Source organism: Duodenibacillus massiliensis (assembly GCF_928721995.1).
In the GTDB taxonomy this organism is placed as follows: Bacteria; Pseudomonadota; Gammaproteobacteria; order Burkholderiales; family Burkholderiaceae_F; genus Duodenibacillus; species Duodenibacillus massiliensis.
In genome coordinates this window covers 2265893-2290058 of the sequence record NZ_OV788642.1, presented here as the reverse complement: position 1 = coordinate 2290058, position 24166 = coordinate 2265893, and the positions used below count along the sequence as shown (strand labels likewise).

Here is a 24166-nt window from a genome sequence, read left to right as displayed (position 1 = left end):
ACCCACTCCCGGCTGTCCCCGGCAATAAGTCTCTCTACCATGAGTTGTTCCCGTTAAAGGCATTGAAGAAGTCGTCACGCGCTACCGGAGCCTCTTTCTTTTCTTCAGGCTTCTTCGGCGCTTCCGTCGACAACAAATCCATCTGCAACTGCGTACTCTTTTCCTGATCCCACCGCGCCGGAGACCACAGATGAAGTTTCAGCGAACGTGCGGCATGAAGTGCGTAGACCTCACAGTCAAGCGCCTCATTGCGCACGCCTGACTTTTTCTGCCATACCCGCCGGGCGCTGTGACTCGCCGGAGCCTTCACTTCACTGGTGATCTGCTCCCAATAGTCGGGACGGACCCCCTTGTACCAGTGCATACGTCCGGGGCCGCGTCCTTCGAGCTTGATGCGGCCGGCATTGGCATCCACACCGAGAATAATGTCCTTTGCTCTGGATGTGCCGACAATGAAAGGCTTCAGGCCGAACTTCACGGACTTCTGTTGGCCGTTGAGGTCAACAGAAGGTTTCGGCGTTGTGAAAATCTCCTTACTGTCATCGTTGACAGAAGAGCCTTTGATCGCCATGAAGCCACGGGACATTCGCTTTCTGACAAAGGTGTAAACGGCATCACTTGTCTGCCCGTCTGAAGAGTCAATGGAAACTGCACGGATACGCAGCTGCGTCCCGTTCGGCCCGGCGAACTTTCTCGACAGGAGAGCATCCAGATCAGGCCATGCCCCTTTTTCCGGAAGCATGGTCTTACCGGAAATTTCGCCCCAGTACAAAAGCCAGGACTCTTCGCCCGGGCCCCACGCCCGGATGATGACCGCCAGGCGGTCATGCTGAACGTCCACGCCCGCCGTCAGCACACAGCCGACCTCGGGCACCGTGAGTTCGTCGTAATCCTCAACGCGCTCAGCCAGTACATCCGGTTCCGGAAGTCCGCTCTTAAACGCATAAGGAAGCCCAAGCTGCGAGTTAAAGAAACTGCGCATCTTGGAGTCGTCACCCTGATCAAGCGCATGTTTGGCCGTCAGGTACTTATCCACCAGATTCCGGAAGCGAGATCCGGGAAACGGACTGTAGATCTCGTTGATGTAAAAGCCCGCTGTGTCGTTAAACGGTGCGGTGGCACGCCACACGCCCTGTCGCACGGCACGGTTTTTCTTTGCGTCATCCCAAACGGTCCCGCAATGAGGGCACACGTAATAAGCTGAATCAAGCACCGCATGTCCGTACACCTCATGGTTGATGTTGGGATCTTCGTTCCACTTCACGTTGTCCCAGGACAAAACGCTTTCCTGACCGCAGTCTGGGCAAGGAACAAAGAACTTTCGTTTGTCAGACGTCTTGTAGGCCTGCTCCACGGCCGAGAATCCTTCGACCGTCGGAGTGCCGCCGTAAATCACCTTACTTCTGGCGAATGTTTTTGTTCGTTCAATAAGCAGCGTGATCGTGTCACCCTGCTCTTTAATGTTCGTGTTGCAGTCGTCCGGCTCTTCCACACAGACCACCGGGGCCGGCGTCGACTTCACCGAGGACGGTGAGTTGGAACCTACGAGTTTCAGGAAGCCGCCGGGGAATCCCTTGAAATTCCATCGGTTGTTCTTGTCGCGTCTGGACGCAATCGGGATTTTCTCCATCAGGTGCGGAGTAGCCTCAATCATGGGCGTGAGCTTTTCGTCGTTGAACTCCTTGGCTCCGCCTTCTTTGGCAAACATCACAATCATCGGGCAGGGATCAATATCAATGCGCCTGCCGATGTAGTTAAGGAGCACGCCGTCAGTCCACGCCACCTGTGCCGACTTCTGAGCAACCACTCTGCGGACTGCCGGATCATCCAGCGCTGCGTGAATCCCCCTGATCCACGGCGTCAGACCCGCGTTGTACTTGCCCGGCGTTGCCGTTGACTTCGCGCTCATTCCCCGGAAGGCTTCCGCCCACTCCGTGGTTCCCATCTTCTCCGGAGGCCGAATTACCTGCGCGAGCTTCTTCAGGATTTCCTGAATTGCCGGCGAGGTATCCGGACAGATGGTGAAGAGCGTTGTAGGTGTGTTCATTCAAAATCGTGACATCGATGTCTGTTCCGTACAGGGTGTCAAGCTCCAATTTCAGTTTGTCATCGCGCGCCAGAAGCTCCTGGCGAAATGCCGTGAAGACGTTCTCCAGCTCGGTCATCAGCTCGCCGATGTTGACAAGCTGTCGCCGCTTCTCCGCCAGCTACAGCGTCTTGAGCTCGCGGTCAACGCGCTCGGTCATCGCGCGTTCCTTGTTGAGGTCGTACTCGCCGTCAATCGAGGCCTGCCCGGCCGCTACTTCCCGCAGTCTGGCGCAGTAAGCAAGGCGGACTTCGTCAAGCGTCTTTTCCCGCCAATAGATTTGCAGCTTGGAAAGCACTTTGGCAACCGCCTGTTTGCTGATGCCGAGATGGTTACCAATCTGTTCAAGTGTCAGTGACTGCATACCGTGTCAACCCCCTTGGGGCGCTGGTGAGTAGTGAATTTTCGGGCGCTTCGTCGCCGCATCGGGTTGAGGCCGGGAAGGACCCGCTAACGCGAGTGCCGCCCGGCTTCAGGAATAAAAAAAAGCAGCCGAAGCCGCCCCAAGACCCCGGCTCGCTCGGGAGATGAAACGAGCCTAAGGTAGCGAAATTCAATTATGTCGTCGGGCCGCCATCCATTGGCGGGCGTACACCGCGTCCGGGTGCATATCCACCTCGCCTTCAGTGCTCGGCGGCTGAGAAGATTGGCCTGCTATTTCGAACCCCTCTGCGATGTTCTTGCATGCCGCATTCAATGATCGAATATCGGCTTGAACAGCCACCGCGGCATCCGCCTTTCCCTTGAGTACAGCACAAGAGCTTTCTTCGAGCTTTTCCAAAAGTAGCCTCGCCGTGTCAATGGAGGAAAACACCTTCGACAGGCCTTTAACAATTGCCCTTTCATCCACTTTCATAGGTCACAATGGGACAAAAAAGCCCGCCGAAGCGAGCTCCATACGATTCAAAAATTCACGAATATCTTCTTGATAAGACTTTAGTAATTCTTCCTGAGTACATTGAAAATAAATTCAATGTCTTTGGCGTCAGCGTGAACATCCCTGGGGCTGGAATATGTTTGAAGTCATATCCGACAAACAAGGTATACCCATAGGCCGCAAGCTTTGCCGCTTTCGGGTCCCCTTCTGCAAGGCAAAAAGTCGTTTCACCAATACAGTATTTTGAAAACAAAAACTCCTGTTCTGCCTGCGTCAGATAGGTGAAGAATTTATCCAGCTCCCGGCGGGAAGCGCCCCGGTGATCTAACTGTCCCTTCACCCAGCCAACGAATTGCACAATGATCACAGAGAGCGAGAACAAACCGGCTAGAAATGCCCAAGCAGCGTATTGCTCTCGCATAGCAACTACTCCGTATGGCAGATACTTATCTGGAAGGAAAAGAAACAAAGCGGAGGCGATAAAGATCGCATGGGCCCATCTAGCAACCGCATCAATGCATTCTTTGATTACTTCAAACATATTCAGCGAACAAAAAGTATTAGTCAGATTATCGCTGAATACTCCGCTCCATGGGAGGCAATCTTTTGTCCTTTCCGGAAACGAAAAAACCCGCGCTTTCGCAACGGGTTTTTGACTCTCTCGACTGGCACTACTTACACGTAGCACCAAATTCTAGCGAAAATATACCATTTACCGGACAAACCGTCAAGCGGCCGCCTTGGCGGCATCGTTAGCCGCATCCCGGCGCATGCGAGCAGTATCAAGGGCTTCAGCCACTTTGTACTCCGCTCTCGTGACTCTTTTGCGCAACACCTCAACATCCAGGTCACACCAATCCGCAATATCGGTCAGAAGCACCTTGTTCGACCGGGGCCCAGTGACGTACACAAGCACGATTGTCACCCGGTCATCCGGCGAGAGCTTCCGCAGCGCCGCATGCACCTCCCGCGCAAGCCGGTAGTCCTTCGGAATCCACGCCTCGGCATTGGCGGCCGCCACCGGCATCCCGTCCAATGCCGGCGACTTGATCTGCCCCTCAGAGTCAATCCAGGCCGCCCACTCGCGCAAACGCCGCATCACCCATCTCAGGCGCATTTTTTCTCCTCCTCTGCCGGCTCATAGATGACCTTACCGGCGAGGATGTCGAGCACCCGCTGCGCATTCGCCACACCGACGTCCCGAGGCGTCTCCCGCGTGATCTCCGTCAGAATCCCATTCTTTACCGCGAGCTTCTGCGCCTTGATGTTCACAAACTTGGCCATGAGCTTTTGCATCCGGTTCGCATACGCCTGGAGAGGTTCCGCCGGGCCGCGCCGCAGCTCCTCGGCAGAGAACTCCTCCAGAAAAAGTGCCCGCTCAGCAAAACCCGGCAACAGCAAGGCCGTTTTCTCTGCTTCCTCACCCAGAGGCCACGCCAGAATCGTCTTAATCGCGTCATTCAACGCCAGGATCGGTTGCCAGCGGCTGATTTTGCTCACGAGCGGGATGCACTTCGGCTCATGGCACTCGGCATGAAAGATGCACTTGTAGCGCGGCAGGCCGTCTGCATAGCCGGCGAAGTCAAGCCCAATGTTCGGACACCCGCTGTAGCAACACATGTACCGTCCGCGGCTCTCCTGAGCCTTGCCGGCATCGGCAGCCTCTTTCTTTGTCTTTTCAAACACGTCGCTCATGCCTTAATTCCCTTACTTACATCGCCCATGTTTGGCTTTTTGAGCTGATCGGCCGAATTCATGAACTCTGGTAGTCGCCTGCACAGAATTCGAGAATCAAACTTTTGTTGGCAGCCCCCCGCCCCAAGGAGAGCGCTGACAACGCCCAGAGACAGGACTCCGACAATCTCAAACACGGCTTCCATGTTTCCTCCAGTACGTCGGCACCGAGGGAAAGAGCTCAGGCTCTTTTTCCTTATCCCCCTTCACCGGCCGGGACGTCATCCAAAGCCCGATCACCGCGCGGGCCGCGGCCCCGATCAGGAAGCAAACAAGCTCAGTCATATCCACCCTCCACAAACTTGACGAATGTCTTTGATGTCATCAGCCACGAGAAGTCGACCTGCCACGGCAGATCGCTTTTCACTGCCTGCTCGAAAATCCTTGAACGCCTTACTTTCTCGAAATAACGCCGGAACTGGAGAAGTCCTTCAGCCACTGTTCTGCACTCCTGCCGCTTGACAACCTCACGCCAAAGCTCCTGAACGTCACGCTTGCGTCTCTCGGTGTCAATGCGTACCGGCTCAAGTTCCGGAAGCGCCTCGTGGTAAAGGTCCTTCAAAGCCTCATAAGGGCACTTCTTCTGAAGATGGCGTGTAGGGCTTGACGCTTCCTCTGCTTGCATCAGGGCGTCTGCTTCCTGTAGGTCCTCCCAGGTCGCAGCGGACTGCATCTCTGAGTCGGGAAGCGTTTCGGGATCAGGAAGTTCGGGCTCTTCCTCCCAGGGCGCGATGTCCGCCTCACGCGCGTGCGCGCTCGTGCGTGCGTGGGAGGGGTTTTCTTTGTTAAAACTTTGTTTATCTATATTGAAGGAGAGGGGTGTCTCTTCTGTGACACCTCTGAGGTGTCTGTGTGACACCAATCCATCCTTTTGGGGTGTCTGTGTGACACCTCTGATGTGTCTTTCTGACACTCCTTCTTCAACATCGCAGTCCTCTATTTCGGCTTCGTCGCATACAAAAATGAACTGACTTTTGCGACCGGTTCGCTCGACTTTCAAAACACTTTTTTCAACCAATCCGGATACACAGCGCTGGACGGAGCTCTTGCTCAGCCGAGTGCCTGCCATCAGGTCAGCATTCTTGAGCTTGCAGTCCCCGGTCTTCGATATGCGGTTCGCTAGAATCACCAGCGCAACCAGTAGCTCATTGCTCGACAAGCGCTGATCGGCAATGAGGATTCTCTGAGTCCGAAAAGGGTCGAAATAAGTGCGTTCTGGCATGGTTACGCAGCCTTACGGTGCCGATCCCATTCGACCTGCGGAAGCACATCTTCACGACGCACGAGCCCCCGGGAAAACTCCTCGACCTTAAGGGCTATGAACTTGGATGGCTTTTTGCATCCGTATGCCACATTTACCAAGTGCTTTTTGCTTACATCGCACTCAAATGCAAGCGCATTCTTTGACTCCGCCGGCAGTGATAAGAAATAGTCTCGAAATTTCATGGATACCACCTTTTGATGTTTTTGATAATACCATGTTTTAATTTTGAGATCACCACCTTTTGGGGAATAAACTCAAGAAGTAGAACAACAATTAGAGGCGATCCATGGACATGCAAGAACTACGGAAGTTGCGCACAAGTAACTTCGCACTGATTGTCAAGACCAAAGGCTTATCTCAAATTGTTGAGATCACAGGACGTCAAAAAAGCCAAATTTCAGACTGCGCAGCCGGCAGAAGAACCATTGGGGAAAGACTAGCCAGAAAGCTTGAAGCAGAGCTATGTCTAGAACCCGGTTCTTTGGACCTTCCTATAAAAGGAGAAGGACTATCAATTAGCCAGGTTGGTCAGTACCGGGTTCCCTTGAGAACATGGTCGGACATAGCCTCCGGCCTTGACTCGGAACCAATTGATGTCCTGCTAACCAGTATGAAACCTATCGGCAACTTGCTTGCGCTCGAAATCAAAGACCCTTCCATGTCCCCCGTTTTTAACATCGGGGAGCGGATCATCATTGATACCGGGCTCACCCCTGCGCCCGGCGACTATGTCGTTGCGGTCAGCGACGGAGAAGCCGTTTTCCGTAAGTTCCGCCTGGAAACCAAGGACAAGTTCCAGCTCGTCCCTCTGAATAACGACTTTCCCGTTATCGAAAACAGCTCCACCACGATCATCGGCGTCATGGTCGAGCACCGGATTTACCGCCGACGCTAATTAAACCTATTTGACAATCATCAAAAGGTGGACGAATTGTCTTGATTCGAACACCTTTATTTTTGCCATTTAGTTCACCTTATTGTGTATATTTCCACTAAATGATGGTTTTAGGTGGAATTATGACCTCTCTCGACATCCTTCACGAAAACATCCGCCGCGCCGGCCGCGAAGACACTTCGGCCGCGTTCTGGCTTCCCGTCATGCGCGTGATGGCCGGCATCTACGCCGCCCTTCTCGTTGGTCAACTCTTTGCATGAGGCAGCCATGAAGGAAATCGTTGAAGAAAAGCTCAACTGGATCATCTTCCAGTCAGACGATCCAGACACGCGGCCGGCAGAGGATGACCGCAAGAATCAGCTCTACCTCGTGCGACCATGCCTCACCACAGACGATGTCATTGTGGCCCGGTATGACCGCAAGGCACGCAAGTTCCGTGACGGCAACATGCTCTTTCACGGCGCTCTTTGGACAAAGTGGCAGCCGCTCTCGGAGCTTCTCAAGGTTAACTGAAGCCTTTTTAACCGGCCCCTGTCAACCACTCAGCAAGTCTGAGACCTGAATTTTCAATGTTTGTTTAATGCGGGGGCCGGTTAAAGAGCAGCTTTTGCTCCTGACCGATTCGATATGCAGCGGGCACTGCATGTACGCGAGTTGAGCTCACGCAGCCTGGTGAGCAGCGAAGACCCAGCCTTCGGGGCCGCGGGGCGACAACACGCCTGAGTCTTCGAGAAGGCCAATTTCAGCGCTTGGCAACGAGCGCTGATGTGGGCTTTTTTATGAGGGGTTTATGCTCGGCCAATTTTTAGACATAATTTTGCGCAACTTCCCTGCCACTGGAGTGCGCGTCATGAAGCCTGACGAATCGGACAGCTACGGACTTTCGATCCATTATCAAGGAACCGCCTACAAAGACCATCTGATAGATGCTGAAGATCTTGCAATTTCACTGTTGGGCTTGAATCAAGCGCTCGACAAGGTCTCAAAGATAGTCTACGGAGACGATGCCGGCAGTAGTCTTAAAGTTCGCGCCGATCTTCGAAAGGGGAGTGCTGTTGCTGATCTTGTTTTTTCCATAGCGCCAACGGCTGCCGTGGTGTTACCAGAGGCGCTTTCATGTGCAGAGAAAGTGATCAACGTACTCACCGGTTTCTGGGAGCTGATGAAGTTCTTGAAAGGGCGCAGTTTGACTGAGGCTCAAACCATTCCAAACCCCAACGGCACGACAACCATCAATCTCAACAGCAAAAGCATTACCGTGCACAACATGGTTATCAATACCTATAACGGATGCAGCTCGCTGCCTGATGCCACTGCCAAAACATTGCGCCCGCTTACCAGCGGGAATGCTGAATCGATTAAGGTAACCGGCACAGACAATCAGGTAATTGCAAACTTCAGCCGCCAAGACGCTGCCGAGATCATTGAACAAAAACAGCCGGAAGTCTCCGAGAAACTGTCAACAGTGAAAACGGACGTGACGATTGAGAGTCTGTCTTTTACTCCGGGGCAGAAATGGCGGGTGTTTGCGGGTGGAGATTTGCTGCATGTAAGTATTCAGGACGATGAGTTCATGAAGAAGGTGTCGAATCGTGAAATCAGCTTTCGTTCAGGGGATCAACTCTCCGTGTCTCTGACGATGATGCAAAACTCAGGGAAAAAGCGCAATCTTTTCACTTTCATTGTCAACAGGGTCTACGGTTGGAGCCATGGGGAAGAGAATCTAAATGACTGACGAAGGCAACACTGGAATCAACGGTTACAAAGACGGCTTTGGCGATGCCTTTAAAGCCATCTCTTGGATTAAGGGGATTCCCTGCACTGGTTTGGGCTGCGGCGTCGGTCTCATCGCCGACCATCTCATTCAGCCATGAAGACAAACACGATGAACTTCACCAGAACAGCAGTAAGCAGCTTCATGAAGGGCTTCCTGGCGCCTTTGGCAGTCATCAGGTCCATGCTCGGCATTGCCAGGCATGCAGAAGAAGACGCGCCCTAAACGTGACCGTTCGGCCGCCTGAGTCTGACGTTGAGAACATCCAGAAAGACTTCAGCGCGGCAATTGGGAAAGTTAAGCAAGAAGCTTTCTCACCATCTGAGCGCAAGTAACGAACCAACAACTATTAACAATCAAGGCCTCCGAGCAATCGGGGGCCTTTTTTTATCCATCAGGAATTGGAATGTTATGGACATCCGAACAAAACGAACAGCTGAGCCGTTACTGCGTCGGCATCCAGGCGATCTCGGCCAAAGTCCGACTCGGCCACGCCGATTACTCCGACGCGGCCGCGCTGGAGTTTGTCATGCCGCAACTCGCCCAAGCAGTCGAAGACTTGAAAAATCTGATCATCAAAAAGTGCCGGCAACGCGACAGTCAAATGCAGGAGGAAGCCGCCAATGACACGCTTGATAGCAACGCCTGAGCACATCAAGGCGATCATCCGGGACTATGCCCCGTGGCAGGCTGAGAAGCCACAGTTCAGGCCGGATCTTGCCTGTCAGGCTTTCGACAGCGAGGCCGACGGCACAACGATCAAGCTACATGCTGCCGACAGCGAAGCACCGGCAGACGACCACTGGTTTGTGATCGTCTGCCCCGGTTACGGTGCCGACCGATACCTTGTGAACCTCACGAAGGAGCAATACGACGAAATCCGGAACCTGATGCTTCAGAACATTACCGGCGGCGGCAAGCTCACCCCGGTCGTAAGTAGCGACTGGAAGAAACAATTCAGCTGGCGCAAGACCATGGGGAAGCACGCATGTCCTACCAAAAAGTAATTCTTGTGGGGCAGGTGGTTCACACGCCGCAGTATCGAAAAGGCGGCGATGGTGTCATCCAAGCGACGCGCCTGCAACTGCTGACCGAATACCCCATGCGCAACGGCGAGGTCGAAAGGAACTACCACACGGTACTCGCGTACGGAAATCTCGCCGACATCGCGCAGCAGGGAATACACAAAGGGAACCAGGTGCATGCCGAGGGACGCCTGCGCACCCGGCGCTACAAGGGAAGAGACGGTGTCGAGCGATGGGCCACCGAGGTCATCGCCGACATGTTGGATTTCAGAGGAGAAATTGATGTTACTGAGGGACGTAGTGAAGGAAGCCAGGAAGCTTCTTAAAAAGCCCTATCAAAAGCAGTACTACGTGCAGTGGCTTCGCATCGCACACATGATCAGCCTTGTCGACGTGGCTGTTGCCAAGGAGTACCTGATGCCGCAACTGCTGACCTACATGATCGCACTGGACGAATGCCAGCGCAGCGTGATTTCCCGGGAGGTGCTTAACGAGTACGCGGAAGGATTGCGGGCGGATCTGAAGGTTTGGCTCAAAGCCATTGAGAGGTATCTGTGATTCGAGACGATGACGAAAACTTCGGGCTGACAGAGCTCTGCCTGACGATCTGTATCGCGGCCGTGCTCATCTTCGGCCCGGGACTTTTTCTTGGATGGCTATTTTGGGGATAGAAATGGACCAGCAATTTTCTTTGGAACTGATTCGCAACGGCTTGCTCTGCTGCGACATTGAGGACGCAATCCGTGATGCCACACAGGCTGTCACCGAGCGCGGCAAGGCCGCAACGGTGACCATCAAGCTCACGGTGAAGCCGGCAACGAAGTCATCCAGTGACAACGTGATCATCACGGACGATGTGTCCGTCAAGCTGCCGAAGCTCTCCTCCGGCGAAACGATTCTTTTCGCTTGTGAGGATGGCCGCCTGAGCGCTGACAACCCGCGCCAGGGCAAGCTCAGTTTTGCAAAAGTTGAAGTGAAAGAACCGGCCAACGACGGTGCCGGCAAGTTTGAAAAATTGAAGTAGGAGAAGAAAATGGGAAATCAAATGCTTGATACCGCAACCGAGCGCCGCCCCTTCGTGCTGGTTGTCGAAGGTGTCCCGTACATTGTCGGCCACAAGGACTATGAAGCTTCGTCCTGCGAGAAGTTACTGCCGCGGCCGGTGCGCGATGAACGCTTTGTGACACTGGCCGATGCAGCAAGCTTTGCTGAATACATCAAGCTTCACGGCCAAAAGAACTCTGCCGTCTACGTATCCGCGACGTGGCCGGCTTCCAATAAGCCGCTCGCCGAGGTCGTTATCGACGACGGTGCTGCCGGTGAAAGTTCGTGGCGTGATCACCGGGCTACGCTCTCCCCGGTACTTACAAAGACATTCAGCGACTGGAGGATGATCGATCAGGAAAAGATCAGCCAGCTCAACCTCTGTGTGTTTCTTGACAGGCATCTGCAGGACATCGTCCGGCCGGAAGGAACGTCCGCACCATCGGCTGCCGAGGTGATGACCTTCGCGTCAACGCTCTCCGACATCCGGAAGGTGGAGTTCAAAAAAAGCGTGAATCTGGACAACGGCCGCGTCCAGCTCACCTACAACGAGGAAGATGCCGGCACGCAGAACATCACGATCCCGCGCGAGTTCTACATCCAGGTGAAGCCTTTAGAAGGCCACGACTGGACGTATCAGCTCAAGGTCGCGATGCGCTACCGGATCGAAGACTCCGTGAAGCTCATCTTCACGCTGGAGCTCCGCGACATTGACCAGCTCATTGAAGCGCTCCGGAAAGAGATCACGGAGACGCTTAGGAAGGATCTGTCTGCAACCGGCATACCGGTCTACCTGAAAGCATAAGGAGTAAGAGATGTGCAAACGTAAGCAGCTTCCACCGCCGCCAGATGCACTGGGCGTTTTGATGCTTGATGCCCGTCAGGTCGCCGCAGCATTAAACATCGGAGTGTCATCACTTTGGAAAGCCGTGAAAAACATCCCCGGCTTCCCCAAACCCATTGCGATCACGCCGCGGACAGTCCGCTGGCGTGCCAGCGAAGTCGCAAAATGGGCGGCCGGTACTAATTAGTACCCGATCTACAACGCTCAGGAGGTGACTCCTGGGCGTTTTTTGTTATCATAATTCCAGCAAATAGAACATTGCTCCCAATATTGCTCCCAATAGAGACGGGATACGCAAATAACATCAATAAATATTAAGGAGTTCGGATCTAACTGGGACCAAAAAACAAAAATCGGGGCTTGTCCGCCCTTCTCTTCTTTGCCCTGATGCGCTTTCTCTTCTCCTGCCGAATCGGATTTCCGGGCTGGAAAATTGCAGCACGTCTTGGGCTTCCGCTCTTCGTCAAAGCCCAAGCCCTGCGTGATGAGAAAGCCAAGGTTTTTGTCCCTGTCAGCGAAGACTTTCTGCCGGCATTTGCCTGTGTGGCTGAGGCGGAAACCTTGTGCAGCCTGTACGATGCGCTTCAGTCTGTTTTTGCCGATGGGTTTGAAACCATCTTCGGCAAAGAGGCCAAGTTTCCCGCTGTCACCGCCTCTTTGGTCTTATCGTCAAGAGACGGAAACAGGTAATAACCGAACAATCGCCGCTAGCGCAGCGGTTGCCACGGCTGATCGGAAAGTTGAGGGAAAAAACTGTGACAGAAGCACTGACAATCGAACGGTCCAATCCAGTGGATGAGATGCTCTCCGATGAAGAAGTCATTGAATACTTCTTGGACTGCTGTAGGGAAGATCGTGAAGGCCTGACGCTCGCACGCGCCATGGCATTTGCGGTTCAATCCCTTGGCGAGGCCCGTACGGCCAAACTAATGATTCCCGCCGGTCTAAACAACCCGCGCGTGAAAGCGCGGGGTTTCCTGCGGGAAATTCTGTGAAATTGGAACGGGAAACGCAAGAGGCACAACAGGCATGCCTTCTTACTACGCATTCCACTCCAGAATCCGCCCCAAAAACTTCTTGAGTTCCGCGGTCTTCGGCCGCTCAAAAAGCTCAGCGCTTAACCCGGCTTCCAAAATCTTTCCCTGATACAAAAAGGCCGTCGTTTCGCAGGCACGCCTGGCAAACCCCATCTCGTGCGTGACGATAATGAATTCCACGCCTTCGGCCCTCAGTTCATCCACAACGTCCAGCACTTCCGAGGTGTACTCGGGATCGAGAGCACTTGTCGGTTCGTCTAACAGAAGCAGCCCCGGATTGGGCGCGAGGGCGCGCGCAATGGCGGCTCTTTGCTGCTGGCCGCCGGAGAGTTCCGCGGGACGCTTTAAGGCGTGATCAGCCAACCCAAAGCGCGTGAGAAGCTCCATGGCGCGGTGTTCGGCCTCCTCTTTTTGCACGCCGTGCACTTCACGCAGCGGAAGCGCCACGTTTTCCAGAGCCGTCATGTGTTTAAAGAGGCTTCCCTGCTGAAAAACAAAACCGATGCTGCGACGCCAGCCGGCAAGCGCCTTTTCATCGTGACCCAACGTGCGGCCGTTTACGGTCACGGTGCCGGTTTCAGCACTGATGAGCCCCCCGATAATGCGCAGCAGTGTTGACTTCCCTCCACCCGAGGACCCGATTAACGCAAGCGAGGAAGTTTCGGCTGAAAAACTGATGTCGGAAAGAACCGGCGCGTCTGCGGCAAAAGACTTCGTCAGGTGCGAGATCTCAAGCTTCATACCGGAACCTCTTTTCAAGCAGGTTGCTCACAAGCACGACAGGCAACGTCAGAATCAGGTAGAGAACCCCCAAAAGGAGATAGCACTCCACAAGGTTTAAGTTCACGGCACTGATTTCGCGCATGGTCTGCGTGAGTTCAGTGACAGAAATCATCGAAAGAAGCGATGAGTCCTTGATGACGGAGGCAAACTGCCCGGCCAAAGCCGGCAGCGTTCTTGCCGTCATCTGCGGAATGATCACAAACCTGAGTGTCTGCACGGGCGAAAATCCCACGGCCCTTGCGCTTTCCAATTGCGACGCCTCAATCGAATTAAAGCTTCCGCGGAGGATTTCCGAGATATACGCCCCCTGAAAGACCGACAGAATGATTACACCCGCCAAAAACCGGTTTTCCACACCCCAGGCCGTCCCCACCAGATAAAAGAAGAGGTAGATCTGCATGATGAGGGGCGTGCCGCGGATAAAGACCACGTAGGCGCGGCTCAGGTATCTGAGCGGCAGCCACCGGCTCATCTCGCCGCCCGCTGCAAGCGAGCCAAGCAGGAGCGAGACCACCATGCTCGCCAGGCTCACGGCCACCGTAAGCCAAAACCCATCCCAGATGCGGATTTTAAATTCCGGCAGAAACGAGAAGTCCGGCCGGTAGTCGATCCGCGAGAGCGACAACCAGAAAAATCCGACGATAAGGGCCGCGGCAATCACGAGACTGACCGCGGCTTTGGCGGGCGGCGTTTTTTCGTCCGGACGGGTTCTGAAAAAGGCAAGCATTACTTAGCGGGTGTCATGTCAAAAAACCACTTAAAGCCGTAGGCATCAAAGGCTTTCTTTTCGGCTGCAAGGTGCTTTTCGGTGAGCTTTTCAAAGCCGCCTTCCTTACGGTAGTTTTCAATGAAGGTGTTTAAGGCCTTCACAAGCTTTTCATCGCCCTTACGCACCGCCACACCCCAGGGTTCCACTTTCTGGAAGGGAATAAAGACCGCGGCCGTTGTATCCGGATTTTTCATATGGTTGCGGTAAATGGTGAGCTGATCGTACAAAAAGCCGTCAGCACGGCCCGAAGCCACTTCCATCACACAGGCGCTTTCATCCGCGAGCGCCGTCACCGTAGCCTTGGTGAGGTGCTTTTGGGCGTAGAGGTAACCGGTGGAACCGATCTTGGCGGCAATCTTGCGGCCCGGCTGGTTGAGATCGTCAATTGAGCGGATATTGGCCGCTTTATTCGTGAGAATCGCAAGCATCGCGTTAGCGTAGGGCGCTGAAAAATCCACCGTCTTTTTGCGGGCGTCCGTAATCGTCATGGAGCTCATCACCATGTCGACCTTGCCGGTCACAAGGGCCGGAATCAGACCGTCAAAGGCAATGTTTTCAATCTTGATTTCTTTACCGACGGCTTTACCGAAATCCTTCATAAAGTCCGGGCTCACGCCGGCGGGGTTACCCGCGGCGTCTTTTCCCTCAAACGGGGGATATGCGAGTTCCATCCCGACGGTAAGAACCGCCTTCTCCATCGTGTCGGCCTTGGCCTGAGACTGCGCGTCGGACGTTTTATCCGAGCACCCCGTTACGGTAAGCACGAGCCCCACGGCGGCGGCACACAGTACGCTCTTTAAATGCGTCATTTTCCTACTCCCTGTTTTTAATTCGTTAATTTTGAAAGCACCGAAGTGTAACCCGCAGGCAGTTGCCCCTGCGTGCCGGGCATCGGGCGCGTTCCGGTTTTACTGTGAAAGTCCGAGCCCGTGGAAACGAGGAGCTTGTACTCCCTCGCCCACGCGAGGCACCGCGGCGTAAAGTCAGGCTGCTGACTGCCGCTGATCACTTCCACGGCTTCGCCCCCGGCTGCGGCAAAGTCCTTCATGAGTTCGTCCACCGTCCAGTCATTTTTAAAGTGATAGCGGCCCGGGTGCGCCATCACGGCAATGCCGCCAGCGGTGTGAATAAGGTCAACCGCTTCAGCTACCGTCGGCCACGGGGCCATGATGTAAGCGGGTTTTCCGTCCCCCAGATACCGGTCAAAGGCTTCCTGCTGGTTTTTCACGGCACCGGCTTCTAAGAGTGCCAGCGCAAAATGCACGCGCGAGACGTTCAGTTTGTTTTCCGCAAAGGCCGTTGCCTTTTCAAGCATTCCGGGGATTCCGAGGGCCGCAAGTTTTTCTGCAATCTGCGCAGCGCGCCGCGTGCGGCTCACTTCAAATTCTCTGACCTTACGCGTAAGAACCGGGTTCGTGTCATCAATGCCGAGCCCCACCACGTGAATCGAACGCCCGCCCCAAAGAGACGACACTTCAATGCCTGCAATAAAGCGGATACCGAGACGGTGAGCCTCGGAGCGCGCCTCAGACACTCCCGCCGCCGTATCGTGATCAGTGAGCGCCACGGTATTGCAGCCGCACTCCGCGGCAAAGCGCATCAGTTCCGTCGGGCTTAACGTCCCGTCACTTGCGGTGGAATGCATGTGCAGATCAATGGTCACTTGGTTTCTCCTTCGCTGCAGGCACGGCAAAGGACTCCATCTGCAGCGGCATCTTCATTGCACGAAATTATGGCAATCCGCAGGCTTTCTGCCGCTTCGGATTTGCAGTCCGAAACAATCCCGAAAAAGAGTCAACAGATCTGATACTGGACCTTTATCAGTCACTGCATCGTTCAGCTAAACAACCCGCGCTTGAAAGCGCGGGGTTCCCTGACACGGTGCAGGCTTTCCCGCAACAGGCAAAGGTTTTAAGGCCTCCTCTGCCCGGGCGTCCCCTGCACCACAGGAACATTTAAAACGCAACCGCTCTACGGGGACGGGCTTCATCAGCTCGATCCGTCGGTTCCGGCGAAGGACTGCTTCGTCTTGCCGATTCGCTGGTTTGTACTGCACTATCGATCCGGCGTTCCCTGAGACTTGTTTGTGCCTCGCAAGTGCTGATTGCTCAGCCTTCAGATCGTAGCTGTCAGTGGCGGGATCCGCACAATACAGGTTCATGGCGGCCGCAAGGTCGCGGTCCATGTACCAGCCCGTATCTCCCAACTGATGACTTCTCTCCCAAAGAGCCTTCTTACGGTACGTTCCCGTTTCGGGATCGTGCTGACTCGGGCGCAGTTTTGCGGGGACTGACTTCCACCACACAACAGCCGGCGCTTTCAGCCTTACTTGCCATCCGGGTTATCAATCCTGCAATACCGCTTTTGCCGAAACTCTTGCCGTATCCGGCTCTCTGAAATGCTTTGTATGAGTTCTTCTCCACAATGACGGTGCCGGCCCGGCCGAACACCTGGTTAATCACTTCGCCGTGCAGGCAGCGGCGGGTTTGCGCCTGGCGGCGGTACAGATCCGCAAGTTTTGCCTTTGTTGCCTTATAGGTCTTGGATTCCTTCCAGACAATCTTTTTTCCGGCGGCTTTAACGGTGCCGTCCGCGTTGTAGCACTCCCGATTTGTGTCTCTGCGGGAGCGGTCCATGGCACGTAAAAGACGCGCAATCTCCTTTTCCTGAGAGACAGTGCCCGCGCTCACCAAAATCTTCTGCTGCCACTCGGGGCTGTAAAAAGTCATGATCCTCGGGCCCGGGTCAACAGCCACCTTGAGATCCTTGGGAGCATAAACGTGCTTGACGGGCGGTACGCCTTCGACAATGAGCTGAACAAAGTAGCGCATACGGCCGCGGATCATCCGCCAGAGAAGACGGCAGGATTTGACACGCTTAAAGCCGGACGGATCTGTTGCTGAAAGAAGAGCTTCTTTCTGCCAGGCATCCGGTGCTTCAGCCTTTATCACCAGATCCAGAACCTCGAGCGTCCACGTCTTGGCCTTCCAACGCAACCCTGTTTTGTTTGATTTTCCCTCAACGCTGTGCAAGCCCCGTTTAGCACTCTTAAACCGCGGCTGACCTCCCTGATGAAGCAGCCAGCGCTCAATGCCCTGCCAGACACGTGTGGCAATTTTCTGCGCTTCGTTGATGCCGATGCGCTTTGTAAAGCCGCCCTTGGCACGGTGCTCTTTCACGACATCATGCAGGGCATGCTCGGAAAGGCGGGCGGACTTTCTGAATTTCCTTAAACCGCTTGTTACGGTCTTTGCCTTTGGGCATCGCGGCCATGAGCTTTCATGCTTCAGTGCTTTTCATGGCGCGCACGCGTTTCTTTGCTGTTCCAAGAACAGCATTGAAGAGCTGGCGTGCATCGGAGAAGTAGGTCTCCAGCGCACTTTCCTGATCCTCTCCGGTTTTCAGGTCCAGCTCGATGACAAAGGACGGGGTGCGCGATTTCATAGCGGCTGAATATACCTTAAGCGAAAACTATGTGCATGGTTTGGCTGCGTTTGGGCCAAGATTAAAAAAATTTCGAAAGCCCGCATTCCTCCCGGGACTCAAGCCCCGGACTTCCTGCGGGAAATTCTGTGACCGGAGTAGCAACCGCCATTGTCCTCCCGTTTTGCATTCCTCTTGAGAACAGCCTCAAGTGCCCCTATATATTTTAAGATGCGCCGCACAACCGCTCCGGGGCACAATCCGGGCGACAACAAGGAAAACAACGAATGGCCGACGACAAACTCGTAAAACTTCTTTTTCTCGACAAGAACTGCCACGCCGAGGTTCTGCATTTGGGTGAATGCTGGCAGAACATCATCCGCAATCAGCACCTGCCGGTGCCGGTTGCGCATATGCTCGGGGAACTCACCTGTGCAGCCCTTATGCTTGCCGTCAACCTTAAGTTCAAGGGGTCCGTCATACTGCAGATCCAGGGGGACGGCCCGGTGCGGCTTGCGCTCGTTGAAGTCCGTGATGGGCTCACGGTGCGCGCGACCGCCCAGATGAACGTGAAGGCCGAGGAAGTGCCTGAAAACGCGACCTTTAAGGACCTTGTGAACGCTCACGGTAACGGCCGCTGCGCGATGATTCTCGATGCCGCTGACCGTGCGGCGGGCGAGCAGCCCTACCAGAGCGTGGTGCCGCTTACGGGTGAAACCGTTGCGAAGACGCTGGAGAGCTTTCTCACGCAGTCCGATCAGTTAAGCACGCGCCTGTGGCTTGCCGCGGGCGAAACCAGTGCCGGCGGCATTCTCCTGCAGCATGTTGCCAACACCGGCGGCAAGGGCGGCGACAGCGAAAAAACGCCCGAAGAGACACTTGCTGAAATCACGGTTTACGCCGATACCGTAACGCGCGAAGAGCTTCTTTACGACGATGCGATGACGCTCGCGCGCCACCTCTTCTGGGAATTAAATCCCACGGTCTCCAAGGAACTTAACCCGAAGTTTCAGTGCCGCTGCTCGATGGCCGGCATCCGCAGCATCGTCAAAAGCCTCGGTAAAGACGAAGCCGAAAGCATCATCAAAGAGCGCGGCACGATTGAAGTCACGTGCTCCTTCTGCGGCGCAAAGTACGTGATGGACGCGATCGACGTTGAAGCGCTCTTTCATCCGCAGACCGTGACCCCGCCCACCACGAGTCAGCCTCAGTAATTTCAAGCGCAATTTAAAAGCGCCGGAAAGCCAACAAATCTTCCGGCGCTTTTCTTTTGGAGTAACAGCCGGGGTGATTCAGAGAACCCCGGCATTACGCTGTTACACCCACCCCTTCTGACGGAATTCGCGCAGCTTCTTCACAAAGTACGCGGTCTCAGCGGGGGTGCCCAGCGAGACGCGGCACCACTCCACGGCCGGCGGGAAAGGACGGCCCACCAAAATGTGCTCAGCCTTCATGCGTTCGGCAAAGGGCTTTAAGGGGGCCTTCAAGTTCATAAAGACAAAGTTTGTCTGGCTCTTAAGGTATTCAATCCCGAGCTCGTCCAGCGCTTTGCACAGAAGCTTGCGGGCCTTTGCGTTTTCGCTGCGGCTGAAGTCAATGAACGCTTTGTCGGTGATTTCAGCAAGACCTGCCTCAATCGAGCAGATATTCATCATGACGTCGTAGGCGACATGACGGCGGATCTGGTTGATGGTCTTGGGGTGCGCAAAGGCAAACCCGAGGCGCATGCCGGCCATGGCAAAGATCTTGGAGAAGGTCTTTAAGACCACGAGGTTTTCATACCCTTCCTTTACGAGCGTCGTCGCGGACACGAATTTCGGGTCGTCCACAAACTCCGTGTAGGCCTCGTCGATCACAAAGAAGGTCTTCGCGGGCTTACTGCGGATCCAGTCAAGAAGCGCCTTGCTGTCGGCAAGCGTCGACGTGGGATTATTGGGGTTCACAAAGTAGACGATCGAGTGGCCCTTATGTGCCGCTACCGCGCTTTTCATCGCGGGAATATCGATCGACCAGTTCTTGCCCATCGCAACGGTCGTCACCTTCATATTGTTCTTGCGGGCCGTGTCGGCGCCGTCACTGTAAGTGAGTTCCGGCACCACGACCTGCACATCAGGCGTGTTGTAGGCTTCAATGGAAGCGCGGATTGCTTCAGCAGAGCCGTGCGAAGGCATGATGTTGGCGGGCTTTGCGCCCATGTAGTCGGCAATCGCCTTTCTCAACACTTCCGTTCTTAAAAACGGATAGCGCGAGCCCTGCACCGTGGCGTGCACGGCGGCCTTACGGGCAGCGGCACTCATCCCCAGGGGATTTTCGTTAAAGCACAGCAAAAGGGGGTTTTTCGCGGTCGGCGCCTTAAAGGCAGGTACGGCGGGTGCGGCTTCGGCGGCCGACACGGTTGTTCCCAAAAGTGCAGCTCCGGCGGAAGCTGCGGTCAAAAGCGAGCGGCGGTTAAGAGCCATCTTGTATCTCCCGTTAGTCTCATGAGCCGTCAGTGCGTAACCGACAGCATTATTGCCCGCTCATTTTGCCTTGCAGGACGACTCTTCAGAGCAAAGATCCCCTTCTCTTTCCGCTTAATTTCAACTTTCTTGAGCCGATACGGCACCATTTAGGCACAAACACCAAAAGCGAAAAACCCGCCGATACGGATATCGGCGGGCCTGATACTGAAAAAGTAGTTTTCAGCTTATTGAGCCGTTAGGCGAGTTTCTTGCCCGGGCCCGGATCAACAGCCACCTTGAAATCCTTGGGAGCATAAACGTGCTTGACGGGCGGTACGCCTTCGACAATGAGCTGAACAAAGTAGCGCATACGGCCGCGGATCATCCGCCGGACAAGACGGCAGTATTTGACACGCTTAAAGCCGGACGGATCTGTTGCTGAAAGAAGCGCTTCAGCCTTTATCACCAGATCCAGTACCTCGAGCGTCCACGTCTTAGCCTTCCAAAGCAACCCTGTTTTGTTTGATTTTCCCTCAACGCTGTGCAAGCCCCGTTTAGCACTCTTAAACCGCGGCTGACCGCCCTGATGAAGCAGCCGGCGCTCAATGCCCTGCCAGACACGTGTGGCAATTATCTGCGCTTCGTTGATGCCGATGCGCTTTGTAAAGCCGCCCTTGGCACGGTGCTCTTTCACGACATCATGCAGGGCATACTCGGAAAGGCAGGCGGATTTCTGAATTTCCTTAAACCGCTTGTTGCGGTCTTTGCCCTTGGGCATCGCGGCCGTGAGCTTTCATGCTTCAGTGCTTTTCATGGCGCGCACGCGTTTCTTTGCCGTTCCGAGAACAGCATTGAAGAGCTGGCGTGCATCGGAGAAGTAGGTCTCCAGTGCACTTTCCTGATCCTCTCCGATGTTCAGGCCCAGCTCGATAACAAAGGACGGTGTGCGCGATTTCATAGCGGCTGAATATGCCTTAAGCGAAAACTATGTGCATGGTTTGGCTGCGTTTGGGCCAAGATTAAAAAAATCGAAAGCCCGCATTCCTCCCGGGGCTCAAACCCCGGGCTTCCTGCGGAAAATTCTGTGAATGGACACAACCTTGTGGCCGAAGGGCTTAAAGGCCTTCTGCACGCGGGCTTCGTAGTCGCCGTAGGTACCCGCGACCATCGCGTACGGGATGAAAAGCAGATCGGGTTTCTTACTCTGGAAAAGAAGTTCGTACTGGTCACCCGCAAAATCGAGGTAGCCCGACTTGTGGTAGCGCGAGCTTGACTGGATGAGCACGCGGCGCTTGCTGCTCACAGGCATCGGTTGTAAAGGCGTCTTTTGTTTGGCGGCGGCTTCTAAAGCCGGCACCGTCAGCGCAGCGGCGCCCAGTGCGGCAGCGATCATCGAACGACGGGAAAGTTCCATGGTTAACCTCGGTTTGCCGCATTGTCCGCGGTGGGAATACCGCGGATGGCTTCGGTTAAGAGCCTTCCTTTTGTGTCGGCCCACACAAAAGATGCCGCTGAGCTTACCAAAGAAGTAAGCGATTTATCCTAGGCTTAAATAATTAGTTTCAGTCTTTACAGACGAAAAAAATCCCCGGCAGAAATCTCTTTCCACCGGAGACTCGATTGCCCGAATCCGAAACGGATTATTCGGCAGCCTTCGCGTCCTTGCGGACGAGACGTTCGCGGATGCGAGCGGCCTTGCCGGAACGGTCGCGCAGGTAGTAGAGCTTGGCGCGGCGCACGGCACCGTGGCGCTTCACTTCGATCGAGGCGATCGTGGGCGAATAAAGCTGGAACGTACGTTCAACGCCTTCGCCGGAAGAGATCTTGCGAACGATGAAGGACGAATTGAGACCGCGGTTGCGGCGGGCGATCACAACACCTTCAAACGCCTGAGTGCGCTTGTGGTTGCCTTCGATCACGTTGACGAGAACGCTGACAGTGTCGCCGGCCTGGAAGTCCGGGTAGGTCTTACCCTTGCTGACGCGTTCGATTTCTTCTTGTTCCAGTTTGTCGATGAGATTCATCTTTAACTCCGTTACCATCATTCGGCGGCTCATGAAATTGTCGTTTCTGACAGACCGTCCAGAGGATGGGGTTTCATGTTCCGGGAAGGGTTTGACGCCCGCCCCGGGCTTTAAGAATTTTTCCGCGGATTAATTTTTCCGCAGAAACGCTTCATCTTCAGACGACAAGCGTCCGAGTGAACGCGCGATTTTAATCAAATCCGGACGCTTTTGTCCAGTGATTTTCAAAGATTTTTCACGCGTCCAGCGCGCGATGTTGGCGTGATGGCCGGTGAGGAGCACCTCGGGCACCCCCTTGCCCCGCCAAACCTCGGGCCGCGTGTAGTGCGGTGCGTCAAGTAGCCCCGTCGAAAACGATTCGTCAGAAGCCGAAAGCTCCTTAATGGCCCCCGGCAACTGCCTTACCACCGCGTCAATCAGCGCACAGGCTGCAAGTTCTGCGCCTGACAGCACAAAGTCTCCGAGGCTGACGGTGTGGTCAACATAGGTCTCAAGAAAGCGCTCGTCAATGCCCTCATAGCGCCCGCACACCAGCACCATCTGCCCCGCGGGCTGCGAGGAGAAACTGCGGACATAAGCGTCGGTAAGACGCTCGCCTGTGGGCGAAAACGCAATCACGGGGCCGCTGTTGCCGGACGCGCGGACATATTCCAGTGTTTTTGCAAGAGGCTCAGCCATCATCACCATGCCGGGGCCGCCCCCGAAGGGCCGGTCATCGACCGTCCTGTGAACGTCCTCGGTGACGTCTCTGGGGTTCCAGAAGTGAATGTTCCAAAGGCCCCGCTTCATCGCGCGGGCACTGATCCCGTAGTCGGTGATCGAGGCAAAGATCTCGGGAAAAAGCGTAATAACGTCAATACGCATGGCGGTTAATCCCAGTCGGCGTGCCAGTCAACGTGCACCACGCCCGCTTCCGTATCGATTTTTTCCACGTAGGCGGGCACAAGGGGTATGAGGCGCATGCGCTTTTTGCCCTCTGCAGTAAATTCGATCTTCAACACCTGCTGACCGCCGTTATCCACCACGCTTTCCACGGTTCCGAGGTTCTCCCCTTCCCGGTTAACGACACTCGAACCTTCAATATCGGTCACCCAGTGTTCACCCTCTTCGAGTTCCGGAAAGTGCTCGCGCGGCACGGCAATGCGGCCCTTCATGCGGTCGGCGTCCTCTTTGCTCGTGCTCTCTTCAAAGCGCACGAGCAAAACGTCACCGTGCGCCTTCATCTCAACCGGTGTGAGGGGCTTCACATTGCCCCGGAGATCCTGCAGCCACCAGTCGTCCGTTTCCATGAGCGCCTCCCCCGTTCCCAGGGGCACCACGCGCACCCAGCCTCTGACGCCGTAAGCGCCTGCGGTACGGGCTACCGGCACCAGGTCTTCAGGCGGCGTCAGTGTTTCGTGAGTTGATGCGGTCATGGCACGTGTTCCTAAAAAATGACGGGCAAAAGAAAAGCGGCCTTGGCGTCCTTACTGGAAGGCGCAAAGACCGCTATCCGGTTTATCGGTTCATTGAGGGTTTTGTTTAACTATCCGCACCGAAGGTAGATACCGGACTCATCTCAAAAGAGGAAAGTCGGCTGTCGCATTCGAGTGTGCTTTGACACGGGAGGCACGGCGAGGCAGTCGGCATGGTCCGCGGTCGGAGCGGCGTTAATTAAAACGCAAACCCTTCTTGCCGAAAAACTTATTCAGCAGCAGCCGGAGCAGCGGCGGCAGCCTTCTTGGCCGTCTTGATGATACGGGCCACGGTATCGCTCATAGTGGCGCCCTTTTCAACCCAGTAGTTCAGGCGGTCTTCCTGATAGGTCAGACGCTGCGGACCTTCGGCGATCATCGGGTTGTAAAAGCCGATGCGTTCGTTGAAACGGCCGTCGCGGCGGTGACGGGATTCGGTCACAACGATGTTGAAGAACGGACGCTTCTTGGCGCCGGAGCGGGAGAGACGAATAACAACCATTTTTTCCTCTTTTGCTTGAAATGACGCCCGTACCAGGCGTCGGGAATATGTTTTTTCTGAAGCGGGAACACACGCCCGAGATCAGAAAACATGTGATTTTACACGCCGAAAGCACTAAAAATCAAGCCTCTGCAAAGCGGCGAAATCCTGAGCCCCCCGCACCGGCGTTTCGGCGGCGGTACCGCGGCCG

38 protein-coding genes are annotated in these 24166 nt (G+C 54.9%); 15 read left to right on the top strand and 23 right to left on the bottom strand.

Going from position 1 to position 24166, the window contains the following annotated elements:
• Positions 1-34 precede the first annotated feature (34 nt).
• The 8 genes from NXF97_RS10540 to NXF97_RS10505 all read right to left on the bottom strand — a co-directional run bounded on the left by NXF97_RS10540 (position 35) and on the right by NXF97_RS10505 (position 5919).
• On the bottom strand, positions 35-1909 hold the full coding sequence (locus NXF97_RS10540) for a phage terminase large subunit family protein (protein ID WP_274955946.1): 1875 nt from the start codon (positions 1907-1909) through the stop codon (positions 35-37).
• Complete coding sequence (locus tag NXF97_RS10535) at positions 1824-2165, bottom strand: hypothetical protein (RefSeq protein WP_274955945.1); 342 nt, start codon at positions 2163-2165, stop codon at positions 1824-1826. Before NXF97_RS10535 ends, NXF97_RS10540 begins: the two co-directional genes overlap by 86 nt.
• Before the next feature lie 42 nt (positions 2166-2207).
• Positions 2208-2450, bottom strand: a complete 243-nt coding sequence (locus NXF97_RS10530) for a hypothetical protein (protein ID WP_274955944.1) — start codon at positions 2448-2450, stop codon at positions 2208-2210.
• 189 nt (positions 2451-2639) lie between these two features.
• Positions 2640-2942, bottom strand: a complete 303-nt coding sequence (locus tag NXF97_RS10525; protein WP_274955943.1) for a hypothetical protein — start codon at positions 2940-2942, stop codon at positions 2640-2642.
• A 55-nt stretch (positions 2943-2997) separates the two neighbouring features.
• Positions 2998-3504, bottom strand: coding sequence for a super-infection exclusion protein B (locus tag NXF97_RS10520; protein ID WP_274955942.1), 507 nt, complete (start codon positions 3502-3504; stop codon positions 2998-3000).
• Between the two features lie 186 nt (positions 3505-3690).
• Complete coding sequence (locus NXF97_RS10515) at positions 3691-4080, bottom strand: hypothetical protein (protein WP_074008662.1); 390 nt, start codon at positions 4078-4080, stop codon at positions 3691-3693.
• Positions 4071-4658: a hypothetical protein gene (locus NXF97_RS10510; RefSeq protein WP_274955941.1), complete on the bottom strand. Its 588-nt coding sequence runs from the start codon at positions 4656-4658 to the stop codon at positions 4071-4073. Before NXF97_RS10510 ends, NXF97_RS10515 begins: the two co-directional genes overlap by 10 nt.
• Before the next feature lie 316 nt (positions 4659-4974).
• Complete coding sequence (locus NXF97_RS10505) at positions 4975-5919, bottom strand: hypothetical protein (protein ID WP_274955940.1); 945 nt, start codon at positions 5917-5919, stop codon at positions 4975-4977.
• A 328-nt stretch (positions 5920-6247) separates the two neighbouring features.
• On the opposite strand from NXF97_RS10505, the gene NXF97_RS10500 reads away from it, so the two are divergent.
• From NXF97_RS10500 to NXF97_RS10435, 14 genes are all read left to right on the top strand, one after another.
• Complete coding sequence (locus NXF97_RS10500) at positions 6248-6856, top strand: S24 family peptidase (protein WP_338031949.1); 609 nt, start codon at positions 6248-6250, stop codon at positions 6854-6856.
• 122 nt (positions 6857-6978) lie between these two features.
• A complete protein-coding gene (locus NXF97_RS10495; protein WP_154666296.1) occupies positions 6979-7116 on the top strand; it encodes a hypothetical protein in 138 nt (45 codons plus the stop codon).
• 7 nt (positions 7117-7123) lie between these two features.
• Positions 7124-7369, top strand: a complete 246-nt coding sequence (locus NXF97_RS10490) for a hypothetical protein (RefSeq protein ID WP_074008668.1) — start codon at positions 7124-7126, stop codon at positions 7367-7369.
• 337 nt (positions 7370-7706) lie between these two features.
• Positions 7707-8591 (top strand): hypothetical protein, encoded by an 885-nt coding sequence (locus NXF97_RS10485; protein ID WP_274955939.1) that lies wholly within the window; start codon positions 7707-7709, stop codon positions 8589-8591.
• Complete coding sequence (locus NXF97_RS10480; RefSeq protein ID WP_274955938.1) at positions 8584-8730, top strand: hypothetical protein; 147 nt, start codon at positions 8584-8586, stop codon at positions 8728-8730. The genes NXF97_RS10485 and NXF97_RS10480 overlap by 8 nt, the downstream gene beginning before the upstream one ends.
• A gap of 306 nt (positions 8731-9036) precedes the next feature.
• Positions 9037-9279: a hypothetical protein gene (locus NXF97_RS10475; protein ID WP_274955937.1), complete on the top strand. Its 243-nt coding sequence runs from the start codon at positions 9037-9039 to the stop codon at positions 9277-9279.
• Positions 9254-9637 carry a hypothetical protein gene (locus NXF97_RS10470; RefSeq protein ID WP_274955936.1) on the top strand — a complete coding sequence of 128 codons (384 nt, stop codon included), beginning with the start codon at positions 9254-9256 and terminating at the stop codon, positions 9635-9637. The genes NXF97_RS10475 and NXF97_RS10470 overlap by 26 nt, the downstream gene beginning before the upstream one ends.
• Positions 9619-9981: a single-stranded DNA-binding protein gene (locus tag NXF97_RS10465; RefSeq protein WP_274955935.1), complete on the top strand. Its 363-nt coding sequence runs from the start codon at positions 9619-9621 to the stop codon at positions 9979-9981. Before NXF97_RS10470 ends, NXF97_RS10465 begins: the two co-directional genes overlap by 19 nt.
• Positions 9956-10213: a hypothetical protein gene (locus tag NXF97_RS10460; protein WP_274955934.1), complete on the top strand. Its 258-nt coding sequence runs from the start codon at positions 9956-9958 to the stop codon at positions 10211-10213. Before NXF97_RS10465 ends, NXF97_RS10460 begins: the two co-directional genes overlap by 26 nt.
• Positions 10214-10328: 115 nt before the next feature.
• Positions 10329-10679, top strand: coding sequence for a hypothetical protein (locus NXF97_RS10455; RefSeq protein ID WP_274955933.1), 351 nt, complete (start codon positions 10329-10331; stop codon positions 10677-10679).
• Between the two features lie 21 nt (positions 10680-10700).
• Positions 10701-11504, top strand: a complete 804-nt coding sequence (locus tag NXF97_RS10450) for a DUF2303 family protein (protein WP_274955932.1) — start codon at positions 10701-10703, stop codon at positions 11502-11504.
• 10 nt (positions 11505-11514) lie between these two features.
• Positions 11515-11730 carry a helix-turn-helix transcriptional regulator gene (locus tag NXF97_RS10445; protein WP_074008676.1) on the top strand — a complete coding sequence of 72 codons (216 nt, stop codon included), beginning with the start codon at positions 11515-11517 and terminating at the stop codon, positions 11728-11730.
• 173 nt (positions 11731-11903) lie between these two features.
• On the top strand, positions 11904-12233 hold the full coding sequence (locus tag NXF97_RS10440; RefSeq protein WP_274955931.1) for a hypothetical protein: 330 nt from the start codon (positions 11904-11906) through the stop codon (positions 12231-12233).
• Positions 12234-12298: 65 nt separating this feature from the next.
• Positions 12299-12538 (top strand): hypothetical protein, encoded by a 240-nt coding sequence (locus NXF97_RS10435; RefSeq protein ID WP_274955930.1) that lies wholly within the window; start codon positions 12299-12301, stop codon positions 12536-12538.
• Between the two features lie 45 nt (positions 12539-12583).
• Here NXF97_RS10435 and NXF97_RS10430 read toward each other — a convergent pair whose 3' ends face one another.
• The 7 genes from NXF97_RS10430 to NXF97_RS10400 form a co-directional block, all read right to left on the bottom strand.
• Positions 12584-13321 (bottom strand): amino acid ABC transporter ATP-binding protein, encoded by a 738-nt coding sequence (locus tag NXF97_RS10430; RefSeq protein WP_274955929.1) that lies wholly within the window; start codon positions 13319-13321, stop codon positions 12584-12586.
• The gene (locus NXF97_RS10425; RefSeq protein WP_274955928.1) at positions 13311-14090 is read right to left on the bottom strand and encodes an amino acid ABC transporter permease; all 780 of its coding nucleotides are present in this window, start codon (positions 14088-14090) and stop codon (positions 13311-13313) included. Before NXF97_RS10425 ends, NXF97_RS10430 begins: the two co-directional genes overlap by 11 nt.
• Entirely contained in the window at positions 14090-14941 is an 852-nt protein-coding gene (locus NXF97_RS10420; RefSeq protein WP_274955927.1) for a transporter substrate-binding domain-containing protein, read from the bottom strand. The genes NXF97_RS10425 and NXF97_RS10420 overlap by 1 nt, the downstream gene beginning before the upstream one ends.
• Positions 14942-14958: 17 nt before the next feature.
• Positions 14959-15795, bottom strand: a complete 837-nt coding sequence (locus NXF97_RS10415) for a PHP domain-containing protein (RefSeq protein WP_022373345.1) — start codon at positions 15793-15795, stop codon at positions 14959-14961.
• A 177-nt stretch (positions 15796-15972) separates the two neighbouring features.
• Positions 15973-16437: a hypothetical protein gene (locus NXF97_RS10410; protein WP_274955926.1), complete on the bottom strand. Its 465-nt coding sequence runs from the start codon at positions 16435-16437 to the stop codon at positions 15973-15975.
• Complete coding sequence (locus NXF97_RS10405; protein ID WP_274955925.1) at positions 16367-17311, bottom strand: hypothetical protein; 945 nt, start codon at positions 17309-17311, stop codon at positions 16367-16369. Before NXF97_RS10405 ends, NXF97_RS10410 begins: the two co-directional genes overlap by 71 nt.
• A gap of 100 nt (positions 17312-17411) precedes the next feature.
• Complete coding sequence (locus NXF97_RS10400) at positions 17412-17576, bottom strand: hypothetical protein (protein WP_274955924.1); 165 nt, start codon at positions 17574-17576, stop codon at positions 17412-17414.
• Between the two features lie 266 nt (positions 17577-17842).
• Here NXF97_RS10400 and NXF97_RS10395 point away from each other — a divergent pair, with 266 nt between their 5' ends.
• Complete coding sequence (locus NXF97_RS10395; protein ID WP_274955923.1) at positions 17843-18769, top strand: Hsp33 family molecular chaperone HslO; 927 nt, start codon at positions 17843-17845, stop codon at positions 18767-18769.
• Between the two features lie 102 nt (positions 18770-18871).
• Here the strand turns inward: NXF97_RS10395 and NXF97_RS10390 are convergent, their stop codons facing one another.
• The 8 genes from NXF97_RS10390 to rpsP all read right to left on the bottom strand — a co-directional run bounded on the left by NXF97_RS10390 (position 18872) and on the right by rpsP (position 23976).
• Positions 18872-20014: a pyridoxal phosphate-dependent aminotransferase gene (locus NXF97_RS10390; RefSeq protein WP_274955922.1), complete on the bottom strand. Its 1143-nt coding sequence runs from the start codon at positions 20012-20014 to the stop codon at positions 18872-18874.
• 238 nt (positions 20015-20252) lie between these two features.
• Entirely contained in the window at positions 20253-20774 is a 522-nt protein-coding gene (locus tag NXF97_RS10385) for a hypothetical protein (RefSeq protein ID WP_274955921.1), read from the bottom strand.
• Between the two features lie 15 nt (positions 20775-20789).
• Positions 20790-20954 (bottom strand): hypothetical protein, encoded by a 165-nt coding sequence (locus tag NXF97_RS10380; protein WP_154666305.1) that lies wholly within the window; start codon positions 20952-20954, stop codon positions 20790-20792.
• A 96-nt stretch (positions 20955-21050) separates the two neighbouring features.
• Positions 21051-21410: a Type 1 glutamine amidotransferase-like domain-containing protein gene (locus tag NXF97_RS10375; RefSeq protein WP_274955920.1), complete on the bottom strand. Its 360-nt coding sequence runs from the start codon at positions 21408-21410 to the stop codon at positions 21051-21053.
• Between the two features lie 226 nt (positions 21411-21636).
• Positions 21637-22020: a 50S ribosomal protein L19 gene (gene rplS, locus NXF97_RS10370; protein ID WP_074009220.1), complete on the bottom strand. Its 384-nt coding sequence runs from the start codon at positions 22018-22020 to the stop codon at positions 21637-21639.
• A 129-nt stretch (positions 22021-22149) separates the two neighbouring features.
• The gene (gene trmD, locus NXF97_RS10365) at positions 22150-22884 is read right to left on the bottom strand and encodes a tRNA (guanosine(37)-N1)-methyltransferase TrmD (protein WP_074008946.1); all 735 of its coding nucleotides are present in this window, start codon (positions 22882-22884) and stop codon (positions 22150-22152) included.
• Positions 22885-22889: 5 nt separating this feature from the next.
• Complete coding sequence (gene rimM, locus NXF97_RS10360) at positions 22890-23435, bottom strand: ribosome maturation factor RimM (RefSeq protein ID WP_022372863.1); 546 nt, start codon at positions 23433-23435, stop codon at positions 22890-22892.
• A gap of 268 nt (positions 23436-23703) precedes the next feature.
• Positions 23704-23976: a 30S ribosomal protein S16 gene (gene rpsP, locus NXF97_RS10355; protein WP_074008947.1), complete on the bottom strand. Its 273-nt coding sequence runs from the start codon at positions 23974-23976 to the stop codon at positions 23704-23706.
• Positions 23977-24166: the final 190 nt, after the last annotated feature.